Here is a 15,137-nt window from a genome sequence, read left to right as displayed (position 1 = left end):
CGTCAGCCCGCTCTCTTGGCGGCAATCGCCTCGTACACCATGCCGACGAGCAGGTCGTCGGCGTCCCGGCGGCCGAACTCGGAGGCGGCGCGGGACATCTCGTACAGCCGGTGCTGGTCGGCGAGGACCGGGAGCACGTGGCTCTGCACCCACTCGGGCGTCAGCTCGGCGTCGTCCACCAGCAGTCCGCCGCCGGCCTTGACCACCGGCTGGGCGTTCAGCCGCTGTTCGCCGTTGCCGATGGGCAGCGGGACGTAGGCGGCGGGCAGCCCGACGGCGGACAGCTCGGCGACGGTCATCGCGCCCGCGCGGCAGAGCATCATGTCGGCCGCGGCGTACGCGAGGTCCATCCGGTCCACGTACGGTACCGGGATGTAGGGCGGCATTCCGGGCATGTTGTCCACGCGCGGCAGGTCGTTCTTCGGACCGACCGCGTGCAGCACCTGGATGCCGGCGCGCTGCAGGAACGGGACGACGGCCTGGACGACCTCGTTCAGCCGGCGGGCGCCCTGCGAGCCGCCGGAGACCAGCAGCGTGGGCAGGTTCTGGTCGAGCCCGAAGTACGCCCGCGCCTCGGGCCGGGCGGCGCCGCGGTCCAGGGTGGCGATGGTGCGGCGCAGCGGGATGCCCACGTAGCGGGCGTTGCGCAGCTTGCTGTCCGGGGTGGACACCGCGACCCCGGCGGCGTAGCGCGAGCCGATCTTGTTGGCGAGGCCGGGCCGGGCGTTGGCCTCGTGCACGATGATCGGCACGCCGAGCCGCTTGGCGGCCAGGTAGCCGGGCAGCGCCACGTAGCCGCCGAAGCCGACCACGCAGTCCGCCTTGGTGCGCTCCAGGATCTGCTCGGCCGCCTTGATCGTGCCGCGCAGCCGCCCGGGGACGGTGATCAGCTCGGGTGTGGGCTTGCGGGGCAGCGGTACGGCGGGAATGAGACCGAGCTCATAGCCCCGCTCGGGCACGAGCCGGGTCTCCAGACCCCGCTCCGTGCCGAGCGCCGTGATCCCCACGGTCGGGTCCTGCCTGCGCAGGGCGTCCGCGAGGGCGAGCGCGGGCTCGATGTGGCCGGCGGTCCCCCCACCGGCGAGTACGACATGCACCGAAATTCACCGCTCTCCGGACGGTCGCTTCTTGACGCGCCGTCTCATCGTCTTCCATCTCACCCCAGGCTGCCGCATGGCCAGCGCCGCCCGTGCACCGGGTTCGTCGCGCGCGAAGGCGATCAGCAGCCCGATGGCGAACATGGTCGGCAGCAGGGCGGACCCTCCGTAGGAGAACAGCGGCAGGGGGACACCGGCGATCGGCAGCAGGCCGAGCACCGCACCGATGTTGACCACGGCCTGGGCCGTGATCCAGGTGGTCACACCTCCCGCGGCGTACCTCACGAAGGGGTCCTCCGTGCGTCCGGCCACGCGGATACCCGCATAGCCTAGAGCCGCGAAGAGGGCGAGCACCGACAGCGTCCCCGCCAGGCCCAGCTCCTCGCCCGTGATGGCGAAGATGAAGTCGGTGTGAGGTTCGGGGAGTTCGCCCCATTTCTCCACGCTCGCCCCCAGTCCGGCACCGAACCAGCCGCCGTTGGCCAGGGCGTAGATTCCGTGCACGGCCTGCCAGCACTGGTCGTGGTTGCCGGGGTCGGTGGCCCCGATGCAGGCCAGCCGGGACATCCGGTTGGCGCTGGTCTTGATGAACAGGACGGCGAGCACGGCGGTGACGCCGAAGACCCCGGCGAACAGCCGCGTCGGCGCCCCGGCGACCCACAGCAGCCCGAGCAGCACCGTGGTGAGCACCACGGTGGTGCCCATGTCGCCGCCCAGCATGATCAGGCCGAGCAGCACGAAGGTGACGGGCACCAGCGGCACCAGCAGGTGCTTCCACTGGGTGAGCAGCTTCTTGGACTGCTTGCGGGCCAGCAGGTCGGCGCCCCACAGGACCAGCGCGAGCTTGGCGAACTCGCTCGGCTGGAGCTGGAACGGGCCGCCGAGGGAGATCCAGTTGGTGTTGCCGTTGATGGTCTCGCCGATGCCCGGCACCTGCACCAGGCAGAGCAGGAAGAGCGAGCCGGCGAGCGCGGGGTAGGCGAAGACGCGCAGCAGGCGCACGGGCATGCGCGCGGCCAGGAGCAGCATGACGGCGCCGATCGCGGCGGCCAGCAGCTGCTTGCGGAAGAAGAAGGTGGGCGGCAGGCCGTTCTGCAGGGCCTTGATCTGGGAGGCCGAGTAGACCATGACGAGGCCGAGCACGGTGATCAGCAGGGAGCCGCCCATCACCAGGTAGTACGCGGTCAGGGGGCGGTCCCAGGCGCGCTTGGCGCGCCTGTGCAGCTGCCTGAGGCCGCCCAGCAGGCTCCCGCGGCCCGGTCCGGGGCCGCCGGGCCCGCCGCGGCCCGCGCCGCCTCCACGGCCCGCTGCCGGGCGCGGACGGGCCGTCCGTGCGGGTCCGGAGCGTGCGACGGGGCCGCGCAGGGCCGTCCAAGGGCCGGACGGCCTCAGGGTGTCGTCCGCGTGCATCCGGGTGTCCCCTTCGCTGGTCTCCGGCGGCGTACGGCTGCACCGTTCCGTCGGGACCGGCCGGGGGGGTCTCTCAGGGCTGAGAGACCCCCCGGCCGTCACAAGGAGCCGTGCCGCTAGGCGCCTGCGCCGCCGGGCTCCTGGCCGGCCAGGTCCCGGACCGCCTCGGCGAAGGCCTCGCCGCGCTTGTTGTAGTCGGTGAACATGTCCATCGAGGCGCAGGCCGGGGCCATGAGCACGGTGTCCCCCGGCCCGGCGAGCCGTGCGGCTTCCCGCACCGCCGCGGCCATCGCCCCAGTGTCGGTCCGGTCGAGGTCGACCACCGGCACATCCGGGGCGTGTCGCGCCAGCGCTTCCGCGATCAGGGCCCGGTCGGCCCCGATGAGGACGACGCCGCGCAGCCGCTTGGCGGCCTTGGTGACGAGGCTGTCGAAGGTGGCGCCCTTGGCGAGCCCGCCGGCGATCCACACGATCGACTCGTAGGCCGCGAGGGACGCCTCGGCGGCGTGGGTGTTCGTGGCCTTGGAGTCGTCCACGTACGCGACGCCGGCGACGTCCGCGACATGGGCGATGCGGTGGGCGTCCGGCCGGAAGGCGCGCAGGCCCTCCCGCACGGCCGCGGGCTCGACGCCGAAGGCCCGGGCGAGGGCCGCGGCCGCGAGGGCGTTGGCGACGTTGTGCGGGGCCGCGGGCTTCACGTCGGAGACCTCGGCGAGCTCCTGCGCGGTCGTCTGCCGGTCCGCCACGAAGGCCCGGTCCACGAGGATGCCCTCGACCACGCCGAGCATGGACGGGCCGGGGGCGCCGAGGGTGAAGCCGATCGCGCGGCAGCCCTCCTCGACGTCGGCCTGGCGGACCAGGTGCTCGGTGGCGGGGTCGGCGGCGTTGTAGACGCAGGCGACCTGGTTGCCCTCGTAGATCCGGCCCTTGTCGGCGGCGTACTCCCGCATGGAGCCGTGCCAGTCGAGGTGGTCGGGGGCGAGGTTCAGGACGGCCGCGGAGTGGGCGCGGACGGACGGCGCCCAGTGGAGCTGGTAGCTGGAGAGCTCGACGGCGAGGACGTCGTACTCCTCCTCGCCCAGCACCACGTCGATGATCGGCGTGCCGATGTTGCCGACGGCCCGCGTGCGCAGGCCCGCGGCCTCCAGGATCGAGGCGAGCATCTGGACCGTGGTGGTCTTGCCGTTGGTGCCGGTGACCGCGAGCCAGGCGGCCGGCTTGCGGCCGCTCTCGCCCCGCAGGCGCCAGGCGATCTCCACGTCGCCCACGACCTCCACGCCGGCCTCGGCGGCGGCCGCGAACAGCGGGCTCGACGGCTTCCAGCCGGGGGAGGTGACGACGAGCTCCGTGCCCTCGGGCAGGGTCTCCGCGTCGCCGAGGCGGACGGCGATGCCCTCGGCCTCGACGGCCGCGGCGCGCTCACGCAGCTTCGGGCCGTCGCCGCCGTCGACGACGGTCACCCGGGCGCCGAGGCCGGCCAGGGCGCGGGCGGCGCTGATGCCGCTCACGCCGAGGCCGGCGACGGTGATGTTCTTGCCGCTCCAGGCGGCGGAGGCGGAGGGGTGCGTCACTTGATGGCCAGCCATCCCGCGTAGAAGATTCCGAGGCCGATGGCCACGCACAGGCCCTGGATGATCCAGAAGCGGACCACCACGAGGACTTCGCTCCACCCCTTGAGTTCGAAGTGGTGCTGGAGCGGGGCCATCCGGAAGACTCGCTTCCCGGTGAGCCGGAACGAACCCACCTGGATGATCACCGACAGGGTGATCAGCACGAAGAGGCCGCCCAGGAGGGCGAGCAGCAGCTCGGTGCGCGAGCAGATCGCGAGGCCCGCGAGGGCGCCGCCGAGGGCCAGCGAGCCGGTGTCGCCCATGAAGATCTTGGCGGGCGAGGTGTTCCACCACAGGAAGCCGAAGCAGGAGCCCATCAGGGCCGAGGCGACGACGGCGAGGTCGAGTGGATCGCGTACCTCGTAACAGCCGGAGCCGGCGGTCAGCGGGTTGCCGCAGGACTGGCCGTGCTGCCAGGTGCCGATGAAGACGTAGGCGCCGAAGACCATCACGGAGGCGCCGGTGGCCAGGCCGTCGAGGCCGTCGGTGAGGTTCACGCCGTTCGACATCGCGAGGATCATGAACAGCGCCCACACCACGAAGATGACCGGGCCGACGGACCAGCCGAAGTCCTGGGTGAAGGAGAGCCGGGTGGAGGCCGGGGTCTGCCCGCGGGTGTCCGCGAACTGCAGGGCCAGGACCGCGAAGGCGATGCCGACGATCAGCTGGCCGGCCATCTTCGCCTTGGCCCGCAGGCCCAGGCTCCGCTGCTTGACGATCTTGATGTAGTCGTCGAGGAAGCCGACGAGGCCCATGCCCGCCGTCAGGAACAGCACCAGCAGACCGGAGAAGGTCGGCTCGTGGCTGGTGATGACCTTCGTCAGCGCGTAGGCGATCAGCGTGGCCAGGATGAAGGCGATGCCACCCATGGTGGGCGTGCCCTTCTTCCCGGCGTGGCCGCGCGGGCCGTCGTCGCGGATGAACTGGCCGTAGCCCTTGCGGGCGAGGAACTTGATCAGCAGCGGGGTGCCGATGAGGGTCAGGAAGAGACCGATGACACCCGCGAAGAGGATCTGGTTCATCAGCCGGCGACCTCACCGTCGACGGCGAGCAGCTGCTCCGCCACCCGCTCCAGCCCCACCGACCTGGACGCCTTCACCAGCACGACGTCACCCGGGCGCAGCTCGCTGCGCAACAGGTCGACCGCCGCCTGCGCGTCGGACACGTGCACCGACTCCTCACCCCACGAACCCTCGTTATAGGCGCCCATCTGCAGCCAGGCCGCTTCCCTGCCCCCGACTGCCACGAGCTTGCCGACATTGAGCCGGACGGCGAGCCGTCCGACCGCGTCGTGCTCGGCGAGTGACTCCTCGCCGAGCTCGGCCATCCGACCGAGCACCGCCCACGTGCGGGCCCCCTTCGCCGTGGCGGCGGCGCCCATGGCGGCCAGCGCGCGCAGCGCGGCTCTCATGGACTCGGGGTTGGCGTTGTAGGCGTCGTTGACGATCGTCACGCCGTCCGCGCGCTCGGTGACCTCCATCCGCCAGCGGGAGAGCTGGCCGGCCTCGGAGAGCGCAGTGGCGATCTCTGTCACGGGCATGCCCAGCTCATGGGCGACGGCGGCGGCGGCGAGCGCGTTCGACACGTGGTGCTCACCGTACAGCCGCATGGTCACGGCGGCGCACCCGGTGGGTGTGTGAAGCGTGAAGGAGGGCTGTCCGGTCGCGGTGAGGCGGACGTCCTCGGCGCGCACGTGGGCGTCGGCGGCCTCGCCGAAGAGGACCGTGCGGGCCTTGGTGCGGTCGCTCATGGCGCGCACCAGGGGGTCGTCGGCGTTGAGCACGGCGACGCCGCCGGCGTCCGCCGGGGGCAGCGCCTCGACGAGCTCGCCCTTGGCCACGGCGATCTGCTCGCGGCCGCCGAACTCGCCGACGTGGGCGGTGCCGACGTTGAGGACGACGCCGATGCGCGGCGGGGTCAGCTCGGTGAGGTAGCGGATGTGGCCGATGCCGCGGGCGCCCATCTCCAGGACGAGGGTGCGGGTCTCGGGACCGGCGGTCAGGGCCGTCAGGGGCAGCCCGATCTCGTTGTTGAGGGAGCCGGGGGTCCACACGGTGGGGCCGAGCCGCTGCAGCAGCTGGGCGATCAGGTCCTTGGTGCTGGTCTTGCCGGCGGAGCCGGTCAGGGCCACCACGTCGGTGCCGAGCTTGTCCACGACGGCGCGGGCGAGGGCGCCGAGGGCGGCCACGACGTCCGGGACGACGATGGCGGGGACGCCGACGGGTCGGGTGGCCAGGACGGCCACGGCGCCGTCGGCGACGGCGCGCTCGGCGAAGTCGTGGCCGTCGACGCGCTCACCGGCGATGGCGGCGAAGAGGCTGCCGGGCCGTACGTCGCGGGAGTCGCGCACGACCGGGCCTTCGGCCATGCGGCCGGGGTCCGGTATGTCGTGCTGCTGCCCGCCGACGATGGCGGCGATCTCGGCGAGGGACAGAGCGATCACTGAGATTTACCTCCGGCCGTTCGGGAGAGCTTCCGGGGGGAGGGTTGTGCGCGCATGGCGGTCTGTCATCCCTGGTCGTTCCGGTGCGTGGTCAACGAGCGCAGCGCGGCTTCGACGGCCTCGCGCAGCACCTGGCGGTCGTCGAAGGGGCGGACGACGCCGTTGATGTCCTGGCCCTGCTCGTGGCCCTTGCCGAGGATCAGGACGATGTCGTCGGCCCCGGCCCGGGCGACCGCCGCGGCGATCGCGTCGGCCCGGTCCTCCAGCAGCAGGACGGTGCCGCGCTCGTGGACGGGCACCTCGGCGGCGCCCGTGAGCATGGCGGCGAGGATCGCGAGCGGGTCCTCGGAGCGGGGGTTGTCGGAGGTCAGCACGGCGGTGTCGGCGAGCCGGGCGAGGGCCGCGCCCATGGGGGCGCGCTTGGTGGTGTCGCGGTCGCCGCCGCAGCCGAGGACGGCGTGGATGCGGCCGGTGCAGACCTTGCGCAGCGCGCGGAGAACCGATTCGACGGCGTCCGTCTTGTGCGCGTAGTCGACCACGGCCAGGTAGGGCTGGCCGGCGTCGACGCGCTCCAGGCGGCCGGGCACGCCCGGCACGGCGGCGACGCCGTCCGCGGCGGTCTGCGGGTCGATCCCGGCCGCGACGAGGGCCACGACGGCCGCCAGGGTGTTGGCGACGTTGAACGGGCCGGCGAGCGGCGCCCTGGCCCGGACGCGCTCGCCCTGCGGGCCGAGGATCGTGAAGACCGAGTCGAACGGGCCGATCTCTACGCCGTCCGCGCGCCAGTCGGCGTCCGGGTGGCCCTCGGCGGAGAAGGTGGTGACGGGCACCTCGGACTCGCCGGCGGCGAGCCTGCGGCCGTACTCGTCGTCGAGGTTGACCACGCCGGCGCGGCTGCGGCCCTTGGTGAAGAGCTCCGCCTTGGCCTGGAAGTAGTCCTCCATGCCGGAGTGGAACTCCATGTGCTCCGGGCTGAGGTTGTTGAAGACCGCGACGTCGAAGACGCAGCCGTCGACGCGGCCCAGGCGCAGGGCGTGGCTGGAGACCTCCATGGCCACCGAGCCGACGCCGCGCTCGCGCATGACGGCGAAGAGCGCCTGCAGGTCCGTGGCCTCGGGGGTGGTGCGTTCGGACTTGATCCGCTCGTCGCCGATGCGGGACTCGACGGTGCCGATCAGGCCCGTCATCGCCCCGGCCGCCCGCAGGCCGCCCTCGATGAGGTACGCGGTGGTGGTCTTGCCGGAGGTGCCCGTGATGCCGATCTGGAGCAGTTCCTCACCCGGCCGGCCGTAGATCGTGGCGGCCAGCTCGCCCATGACGGCGCGCGGGTCGGCCACGGTGAGCACGGGCAGCCCGGTGGCCGCGGCGCGCTCGGTGCCCGCGGGGTCGGTCAGCACGGCGACGGCGCCGAGGCCGGCGGCCTGGGCCGCGAAGTCGGCGCCGTGGAAGCGGGCGCCGGGCAGGGCGGCGTAGACGTCGCCCGGCCGCACGGCCCGTGAGTCGTGGGTGATGCCGGTGACGGCGGCCCCGGAGCCCTGCGGCGCGGGGATGCCCAGCTGACCGGCCAGCTCCGCCAGGGGCGCGGGGCGGACATGGGTGGGACGGGGCGCACCCGCGGGAACGGCGGGGGCGCCCTGGGGGCTGGTGTGGGACTGATCAGCGTGTGGCACGGCGGTGAGCGTACCGGGCGCACCCGCCCCGTCGCGAAGCGAGGGGCGCCCCGGGCCGCGGTTCCCCGGATCGGGAGTGATGGTCGTCACGGCCGGCCCCGGGCTCACTGGTCGTCGTAGCTCACCGGCAGCCGGGGCGGCTGGGTGCCGGAGGGGGGTACCTGCAGGGTCTTCAGGGCGAACTCCATCACCTGCTTGTAGACGGGTCCGCAGATCTGGCCGCCGAAGTAACTGCCCTTGGTGGGGTTCTGGATGGCGCAGTAGACGGTGACGCGCGGCTGGTCGGCGGGGGCGAAGCCGGCGAAGGAGGCGGTGTAGCCGTGGTAGCGGCCGGTGCGCGGGTCCACCCGGTTGGACGTGCCGGTCTTCCCCGCGACGCGGTAGCCGGGGATCTTGGCCTTGGTGCCGGTGCCCTCGCGGTCGTCGACGACGGACTCCAGCATCGTGGCGAGCTCCCGGGCGGTGCGTTCGCCGATCACCCGGGTGCGCTCGGGGACGGGCGCGGGGGTGAAGCGGCCGTCGGGGCCCTTGGTGCCGCGGACGAGGGTGGGGCGGATGCGCTCCCCGCCGTTGGCGATCGTGGAGTAGACGGAGGCCGCCTGGACGGCGTTCAGGGACAGGCCCTGGCCGAACGGGATGGTGTACTGCCGGGAGCCCTGCCACTTGGCCGGCTGGGCGAGGATGCCGGGCGTCTCGCCCGGGAAGCCGAGGCCGGTGGGCTCGCCGATGCCGAACTTCCGCAGGTAGGAGTAGAGGACCTGGTTGGCCCGGCCCTGGTCCTTGCCGAGCTGCTCGGCGGCGAGGATGGTGCCGATGTTGCTGGACTTGGCGAGGACGCCGTTGAGGGTCAGGTGCCAGGTCGGGTGGTCGACGTCGTCGGCGAAGGAGCGGTCGGCGCGCGGCAGCCGGTTGGGCACCTCGACGTGGGTCCCGGGGCCGGCCGCGCCCTCCTCCAGGACGGCGGCCATGGTCATCACCTTGCTGACGCTGCCGGGCTCGTAGGCGTCCTGCAGGGCGGCGTTGCCTAGGGCGGCGCTGTCGGCGTGGGCGAGGTCGTTCGGGTCGTAGCCGGGGGCGTTGGCCATGGCCAGGATCTCGCCGGTGCGGTTGTCCTGGACGACGGCGTAGCCGCGGTCGGCCCCGGACTCCTGCACCTGCCGGGTGATGGCGCTCTGGGCGGCCCACTGGATGTCCCGGTCGATGGTCAGCTCGATGTCCGAGCCGGGCACGGCGGGCTGCTCCTTGACGTCCCCGGTGGGCACCTGGCGGCCGCCGGACTGGGCGTAGACGAGCTTGCCGTCCTGGCCCGCGAGGACGCGGTCGTACTGCGCCTCGATACCGCCGCCCCCGCGGCCCTCCGCGTTCACGAAGCCCAGTATCCCGGCCGCGAGGCCGCCGTTGGGGTAGACGCGCTTGCTGTGCGGTTCTCTGTTGACCCCGGCGAGGACGTCTGCGCCCTCCTTGCGCTGCGCCCTGGCGGCGGACGCCTTCTTCAGCTCCTTGATCCGGTTCCAGACCTTGGGGGTCTGCCGGCGGGCGAGGACGACGTACTTCGACTTGGGGTTGGCGGTGAGCTTCTGCTCCAGCACCGAGGGGCGCTCGCCGAGGACGGGCGCGAGCAGGGCGGCCGCCTGCCGGGCAGCGCCCTCGGCCTTGATCCGCTCGGGGGTCAGCAGGTCGGGCGCGGCGGTGATGTCGTAGGCGTCGACGGTGGTGGCCAGGTCGATGCCGGAGCGGTCGGTGATGGTGCCGCGCTCCGCGGCGAGGGTGACCGGGATGTACCGGTTGACGTTGGCGCGGGCCGCGTAGGCGCTCGCGTCGAAGGCCTGCACCTGCAGCAGCCGGACGGTGAAGACGAGCAGGACGAGCGTGAGCCCGAAGCCGACCAGGCGCAGCCGCGGCCGGGGGCTGCCGAGCTTCAGGGGCCGGTCCCCGGCGGCCTTCAGGCGCGCCGGGCGGGGGCGGGCCTGGGGGCGGGCGGGCTCGGGGACGCGGCGGCGGGCGGGCCCGGACTGCCTGGGGGGCCGGCCCCCGGGGTTCTGCGGCACAGCGTCACCTGCCGGTGGTCGGGGTGGTCGGCACTGCGGTGGGGGCGGGCATCAGGGCCGGCACGGGGGCCGGCGGGGGCGCGGGGGCGGCCGGCGCGGGCGCGCGGTAGGCCGCCGGGCCGGCGGCGGGGGACGGCAGGCCGCGGACGGTGCCGTCGGGGCTGAGGAAGGCGGGGTTGCCGCCGGGGACCATGCCGAGCTCGCGGGCGCGGCGCTCCAGGGCGTCCGGGGCGGCGAGCTGGTCGACCTCCTGCTGGAGGGCCTGCTGCTCGTCGGTGAGCTCGGTGGTCTTGCGCTGGAGGCGGGAGAGTTCGAAGGAGCCCTGGTTGAGGGCGGAGTTCAGCAGGAGGAGCGAGATCAGGCCGGAGCCGAGCAGCACCACCACGAGGAGGACGAAGGGGGTGCGCTTGGCCCCGACGGGACCCACCAGGCGGCCCAGCCGGGTGCCCCGGCGGGCGGCCGGGGTCACCGGATGTCCTCGCGGATGCGTTCGGCGCCGCGCAGCCGGGCGGGGGCGGCCCTGCGGTTCTCGGCGACCTCTTCCTCGGTGGGCAGTTCGGCGCCGCGGGTGAGGAGCTTCAGGCGGGGCTGGTAGCGCTCGGGGACGACGGGCAGGCCGGGGGGCGCGGTGGTGGCGGCGCCGGCCGCGAAGACCTGCTTGACGATGCGGTCCTCCAGGGACTGGTAGGACAGCACGGCGATGCGGCCGCCGACGGCGAGCGCGGCGACGGCGGCGGGGATGGCCGCCTCGACGCTGGCCAGCTCGGCGTTGACCTCGATGCGCAGGGCCTGGAAGGTGCGCTTGGCGGGGTTGCCGCCGTGCCGCTTGGCGGCCTGCGGCAGGGCCTCGCGGATGACGTCGACGAGGCGGGCGCTGTTGGTGAAGGGCTCCTTGGCGCGCTCGCGGACGACGGCCTCGACGATCCTGCGGGCCTGCTTCTCCTCGCCGTAGGCGCGCAGGATGCGCACCAGGTCGCCGGGGGCGTACGTGTTGAGGACCTCGGCCGCGCTGATGCCCGTCGTCTGGTCCATGCGCATGTCCAGCGGGGCGTCCTGCGCGTAGGCGAAGCCGCGGTCGGCCTCGTCCAGCTGCATGGAGGAGACGCCCAGGTCGAAGAGGACGCCCTGGACCCTGGGGATGCCGAGCCGCTCCAGCACCTCGGGCAGCTCGTGGTAGACGGCGCGCACCAGGGTGGCGCGCTCGCCGAAGGGGGCGAGGCGCGCGCCCGCGAGGTCGAGGGCGGTGGGGTCGCGGTCGAGGGCGACGAGCCGGGCCTCGGGGAAGGTCTTGAGCAGCGCCTCGCTGTGCCCGCCGGCGCCCAGGGTGCAGTCGACGACGACGGCGCCGGGCTCGGTGAGAGCGGGAGCGAGCATGTCCAGGCAGCGCTGGAGCATGACGGGGACGTGTCGCGCGTTGCTGCTCATGCGCCCTTCTGAGTTAGGGGTACCCGGGACGCGCGCAAGCGTCCGTATCCCCGGGTCCCCACCCGCTCCAAGGGGAAGCGGCCTGCCCGGCACCGGGGAAGGGGCGCCGGACGACCGGGGAGCGGGAGGAGGCCGAGGGGTACGTCCGCGTCGCGCGCATGCGGGTTTCTTCGGTGTCCAGGGGGAGCATCGGGCCTCCCACTTCGCGTCACTTTAGTCCACTCGTCCCCCCGGTCAATCAACCGGCCAGCGCGTCCCGGGACGGGCGCGGCGAAGGGTGCCCACCGGCACAAATGCGGGGAAGCATTCCGTTCACCCGGACGGCCGCAGGCCCGCAACCCCTGTGGCTTACCTCACAGAGGCCCCTGCTGGCGGGATTTTGTGGCGGGCGTAACGGGCCTGGGGGCGCTGCGCCGACTACCGTCGTTCACATGTCGATATCCGCGTCCCAGCCGGCGCCCCAGAGCTCCGACAGCGCCCGACAGCCGACGGTCACGGACCGTCTGGTTCAGGCCAACACCGAATACGCCTCCCACTTCTCCGATCCGGGCATGGACGCACGCCCCGTCCTGAAGGTCGCCGTCGTCGCCTGCATGGACGCCCGGCTCGACCTGCACGCGGCGCTGGGCCTGCAGCTCGGCGACTGCCACACCATCCGCAACGCGGGCGGCGTCGTCACCGACGACATCATCCGCTCGCTGACCATCAGCCAGCGCGCGCTCGGCACCCGCTCCGTCGTCCTCATCCACCACACCGGCTGCGGTCTGCTGACCCTGACCGAGGACTTCCGCCACGAGATCGAGGCCGAGGTCGGGCAGCGCCCGGCGTGGGCGGTGGAGGCGTTCAAGGACCTGGAGCAGGATGTCCGGCAGTCCATGCAGCGCGTACGGACCTCGCCGTTCCTGCCCCACACCGACGACGTCCGTGGCTTCATCTTCGATGTGACGACGGGTCTGCTGCGCGAGATCGACCCGCAGCACTGATTGTCCACAGGCGGTGACGCGGCGCCGCGCGGGCGGCCAGAATGCGGAGAGGACGCCGCCCTCGTGTGACGAGCGGGGCGCGGCGTCCGTATTCGGGGGCGGGCCGGTTCGCGACCAGCGGACCGCAAGCCCGCAGGACGGGCCGAGGAGGGCCGGGTGACGACCTATGGCGAGCCGGGGAGCCTTGGGGGTCCCCCCACGCGGGCGGAGCCGAGCGTAGGGGGAGACCCGACCACCACCGCGGAGCGGATCCGCCGGGCGGTGGAGGGCGTGATCGAGGGCAAGCCGGAGGTCGTGCGGCTCGCGCTGACGGTGCTCCTGGCCGAGGGGCACCTCCTCATCGAGGACGTGCCGGGCGTCGGCAAGACGATGCTCGCCAAGGCCCTGGCGCGCTCCGTCGACTGCTCGGTGCGCCGCATCCAGTTCACGCCCGACCTCCTCCCCTCGGACATCACGGGCGTGAGCGTCTTCGACCAGCAGCGACGCGACTTCGAGTTCAAGCCCGGCGCGGTCTTCGCCCAGATCGTCATCGGCGACGAGATCAACCGCGCCTCGCCCAAGACCCAGTCGGCGCTGCTGGAGTCCATGGAGGAGCGCCAGGTCACCGTCGACGGGCACACCTACGAGCTGCCGAGCCCCTTCATGGTGGTGGCCACGCAGAATCCCGTCGAGATGGAGGGCACCTACCCGCTGCCCGAGGCCCAGCGCGACCGCTTCATGGCCCGGGTCTCCATGGGCTATCCCAGCCCCGAGGCCGAGCTGCGCATGCTGGACGTGCACGACGGCTCCCGCCAGGTCTCCCCGCTGGAGGACCTGCAGCCGGTCGCCCACGCCCACGAGGTCGTCAAGCTCGTCGAAGCGGTCCGCTCGGTGCACGTGGCCGACTCCGTCCGGCGCTACGCCGTGGATCTCGTGACCGCCACCCGGCACCACCCCGAGCTCAGACTCGGGGCCTCCCCCCGGGCGACGCTCCACCTGGTGCGCGCGGCCAGGGCGGCGGCCGCCCTCGCGGGCCGCGAGTTCGTCCTGCCCGACGACGTCCAGGCGCTGGCCGTCCCCGTCCTCGCCCACCGGCTGCTGCCCACGCCCCAGGCCCAGCTGGGCGGGCGCACCGCCGAGCAGGCCGTCCTCGACCTCCTCCGGCGCACCCCCGTGCCCGACCCGTCGGCGCAGGCTGCCTGGCGGCAGGCCCGGAGGCTGTGATGGGCGCGGGGGACGGCGCGGATCCCGGACGGGAGGGCGGCGGTCCGTCCGCGGCGGGCGGCAGCCTGTGGGCGGCGCTGGGCGGGCTGACCACCCGCGGCCGCTCCTTCCTCGCGGCCGGCATCGCGGCCGCCTCCTGTTCCTACGTGCTCGGCCAGGCCGATCTGCTGCGGGTCGGGCTGTTACTGGCCGTGCTGCCTCTGCTCTGCGTTGCCGTGCTGCACCGCACCCGCCACCGCGTCGCGGGCAGCCGCCGCCTGACGCCGTCCCGGGTCCCCGCCGGCGCCGAGGCCCGCGTCCAGCTGCGGATCGACAGCGTCTCCCGGCTGCCCACCGGCCTGCTGATGCTCCAGGACCGGGTGCCCTACGTCCTGGGCTCGCGCCCGCGCTTCGTCCTCGACCGGATCGAGCCCGGCGGCCGGCGCGAGGTCTCCTACCGCGTCCGCTCCGATCTGCGCGGCCGCTATCCGCTCGGCCCGCTGCAGCTGCGGCTGACGGACCCCTTCGGCATGTGCGAGCTGACCCGCGGCTTCAGCGCGTACGACACCCTGACGGTCGTGCCGCACACCGAGCCGCTGCCCCCGGTGCGCCTGGGCGGCCCGGGCGCGGGCCACGGAGACGGCCTGCGGCGCTCCCCCGCCCTGGCCGGCGAGGACGACGTCATCCCCCGCGGCTACCGCCACGGGGACGACCTGCGCCGCGTGCACTGGCGCTCCACCGCGCGCCACGGCGAGCTCATGGTGCGCCGCGAGGAGCAGCCCCGCCGCGCCCGCTGCACGGTGCTGCTGGACACGCGCCGCACCGCCCACGAGGGCAGGGGCCCCGGCTCGTCCTTCGAGTGGGCCGTCTCGGCGGCCGCCTCCGCCGCGCTGCACCTGCTGGGGCGCGGCTTCTCCGTGCGGCTGCTCACCGACACCGGGGCCGCGATCCCCGGCCCGGGCGCCCCCGGCGAGCTCGCGGGACTCCCCGGCGAATCCGCGGACACGGCGGGCCTGCTGCTGGAGAGCCTCGCGGCCGTGGAGCACTCGGAGGGCACCTGCCTCTCCCCCGCCCTCGGCGCCCTGCGCGGCGAGGGCGGGCTGCTCGTGGCGTTCCTCGGCGGCCTCGACGAGCAGCAGGCCGCTCTGGCGGCCCGGATGCGCGGGCGCGGCGGCACCGCCGTCGGCTTCGTCCTCGATCCGGCCGCCTGGCGGGGGGACCCACGGGCCCACGCCGCGGCCGAGCCACGGCTGCAGATGCTGCGCGCCG

The 15,137-nt window shown here is 73.8% G+C and carries 12 protein-coding genes; 3 read left to right on the top strand and 9 right to left on the bottom strand.

Features of this window, described 5'->3' with window-relative positions; genetic code table 11:
* Positions 1-2: 2 nt before the first annotated feature.
* The 9 genes from murG to rsmH all read right to left on the bottom strand — a co-directional run bounded on the left by murG (position 3) and on the right by rsmH (position 11,703).
* On the bottom strand, positions 3-1,097 hold the full coding sequence (gene murG / locus NQU55_RS29055) for an undecaprenyldiphospho-muramoylpentapeptide beta-N-acetylglucosaminyltransferase (RefSeq protein WP_168090813.1): 1,095 nt from the start codon (positions 1,095-1,097) through the stop codon (positions 3-5).
* A 6-nt stretch (positions 1,098-1,103) separates the two neighbouring features.
* Complete coding sequence (gene ftsW, locus NQU55_RS29050; RefSeq protein WP_168090812.1) at positions 1,104-2,507, bottom strand: putative lipid II flippase FtsW; 1,404 nt, start codon at positions 2,505-2,507, stop codon at positions 1,104-1,106.
* A gap of 116 nt (positions 2,508-2,623) precedes the next feature.
* On the bottom strand, positions 2,624-4,093 hold the full coding sequence (gene murD / locus NQU55_RS29045) for a UDP-N-acetylmuramoyl-L-alanine--D-glutamate ligase (RefSeq protein WP_168090811.1): 1,470 nt from the start codon (positions 4,091-4,093) through the stop codon (positions 2,624-2,626).
* Positions 4,075-5,139, bottom strand: a complete 1,065-nt coding sequence (gene mraY, locus NQU55_RS29040; protein ID WP_168090810.1) for a phospho-N-acetylmuramoyl-pentapeptide-transferase — start codon at positions 5,137-5,139, stop codon at positions 4,075-4,077. The genes murD and mraY overlap by 19 nt, the downstream gene beginning before the upstream one ends.
* Positions 5,139-6,560, bottom strand: a complete 1,422-nt coding sequence (locus NQU55_RS29035; RefSeq protein WP_058044822.1) for a UDP-N-acetylmuramoyl-tripeptide--D-alanyl-D-alanine ligase — start codon at positions 6,558-6,560, stop codon at positions 5,139-5,141. Before NQU55_RS29035 ends, mraY begins: the two co-directional genes overlap by 1 nt.
* Positions 6,561-6,625: 65 nt before the next feature.
* The gene (locus NQU55_RS29030; RefSeq protein WP_168090809.1) at positions 6,626-8,320 is read right to left on the bottom strand and encodes a UDP-N-acetylmuramoyl-L-alanyl-D-glutamate--2,6-diaminopimelate ligase; all 1,695 of its coding nucleotides are present in this window, start codon (positions 8,318-8,320) and stop codon (positions 6,626-6,628) included.
* Between the two features lie 14 nt (positions 8,321-8,334).
* On the bottom strand, positions 8,335-10,278 hold the full coding sequence (locus NQU55_RS29025; RefSeq protein WP_168090808.1) for a peptidoglycan D,D-transpeptidase FtsI family protein: 1,944 nt from the start codon (positions 10,276-10,278) through the stop codon (positions 8,335-8,337).
* Between the two features lie 4 nt (positions 10,279-10,282).
* A complete protein-coding gene (gene ftsL / locus NQU55_RS29020) occupies positions 10,283-10,747 on the bottom strand; it encodes a cell division protein FtsL (protein WP_168090807.1) in 465 nt (154 codons plus the stop codon).
* Positions 10,744-11,703, bottom strand: a complete 960-nt coding sequence (gene rsmH, locus NQU55_RS29015; RefSeq protein ID WP_168090806.1) for a 16S rRNA (cytosine(1402)-N(4))-methyltransferase RsmH — start codon at positions 11,701-11,703, stop codon at positions 10,744-10,746. The genes ftsL and rsmH overlap by 4 nt, the downstream gene beginning before the upstream one ends.
* 431 nt (positions 11,704-12,134) lie before the next feature.
* Here rsmH and NQU55_RS29010 point away from each other — a divergent pair, with 431 nt between their 5' ends.
* The 3 genes from NQU55_RS29010 to NQU55_RS29000 all read left to right on the top strand — a co-directional run.
* Positions 12,135-12,686 carry a beta-class carbonic anhydrase gene (locus NQU55_RS29010; RefSeq protein ID WP_058044818.1) on the top strand — a complete coding sequence of 184 codons (552 nt, stop codon included), beginning with the start codon at positions 12,135-12,137 and terminating at the stop codon, positions 12,684-12,686.
* 156 nt (positions 12,687-12,842) lie between these two features.
* Complete coding sequence (locus tag NQU55_RS29005; RefSeq protein ID WP_168090805.1) at positions 12,843-13,889, top strand: AAA family ATPase; 1,047 nt, start codon at positions 12,843-12,845, stop codon at positions 13,887-13,889.
* Positions 13,889-15,137: DUF58 domain-containing protein (locus NQU55_RS29000; protein ID WP_256791466.1), on the top strand; the 1,249-nt coding region annotated here is incomplete at its 3' end. The genes NQU55_RS29005 and NQU55_RS29000, both read left to right, overlap by 1 nt.

It is taken from the genome of Streptomyces telluris (assembly GCF_024519335.1).
Taxonomy (GTDB): domain Bacteria; phylum Actinomycetota; class Actinomycetes; order Streptomycetales; family Streptomycetaceae; genus Streptomyces; species Streptomyces telluris.
Note: the sequence above shows the minus strand (reverse complement) of the source record. Positions and strands in the feature narration are given on the sequence as shown.

What these genes read in the sequence shown, in the direction of transcription:
- mraY (WP_168090810.1), bottom strand. Translation starts at nt 5,139, where the DNA reads ATGAACCAGATCCTCTTCGCGGGTGTCATCGGTCTCTTCCTGACCCTC.
- NQU55_RS29010 (WP_058044818.1), top strand. Translation starts at nt 12,135, where the DNA reads ATGTCGATATCCGCGTCCCAGCCGGCGCCCCAGAGCTCCGACAGCGCC.
- rsmH (WP_168090806.1), bottom strand. Translation starts at nt 11,703, where the DNA reads ATGAGCAGCAACGCGCGACACGTCCCCGTCATGCTCCAGCGCTGCCTG.
- ftsW (WP_168090812.1), bottom strand. Translation starts at nt 2,507, where the DNA reads ATGCACGCGGACGACACCCTGAGGCCGTCCGGCCCTTGGACGGCCCTG.
- murD (WP_168090811.1), bottom strand. Translation starts at nt 4,093, where the DNA reads ATGGCTGGCCATCAAGTGACGCACCCCTCCGCCTCCGCCGCCTGGAGC.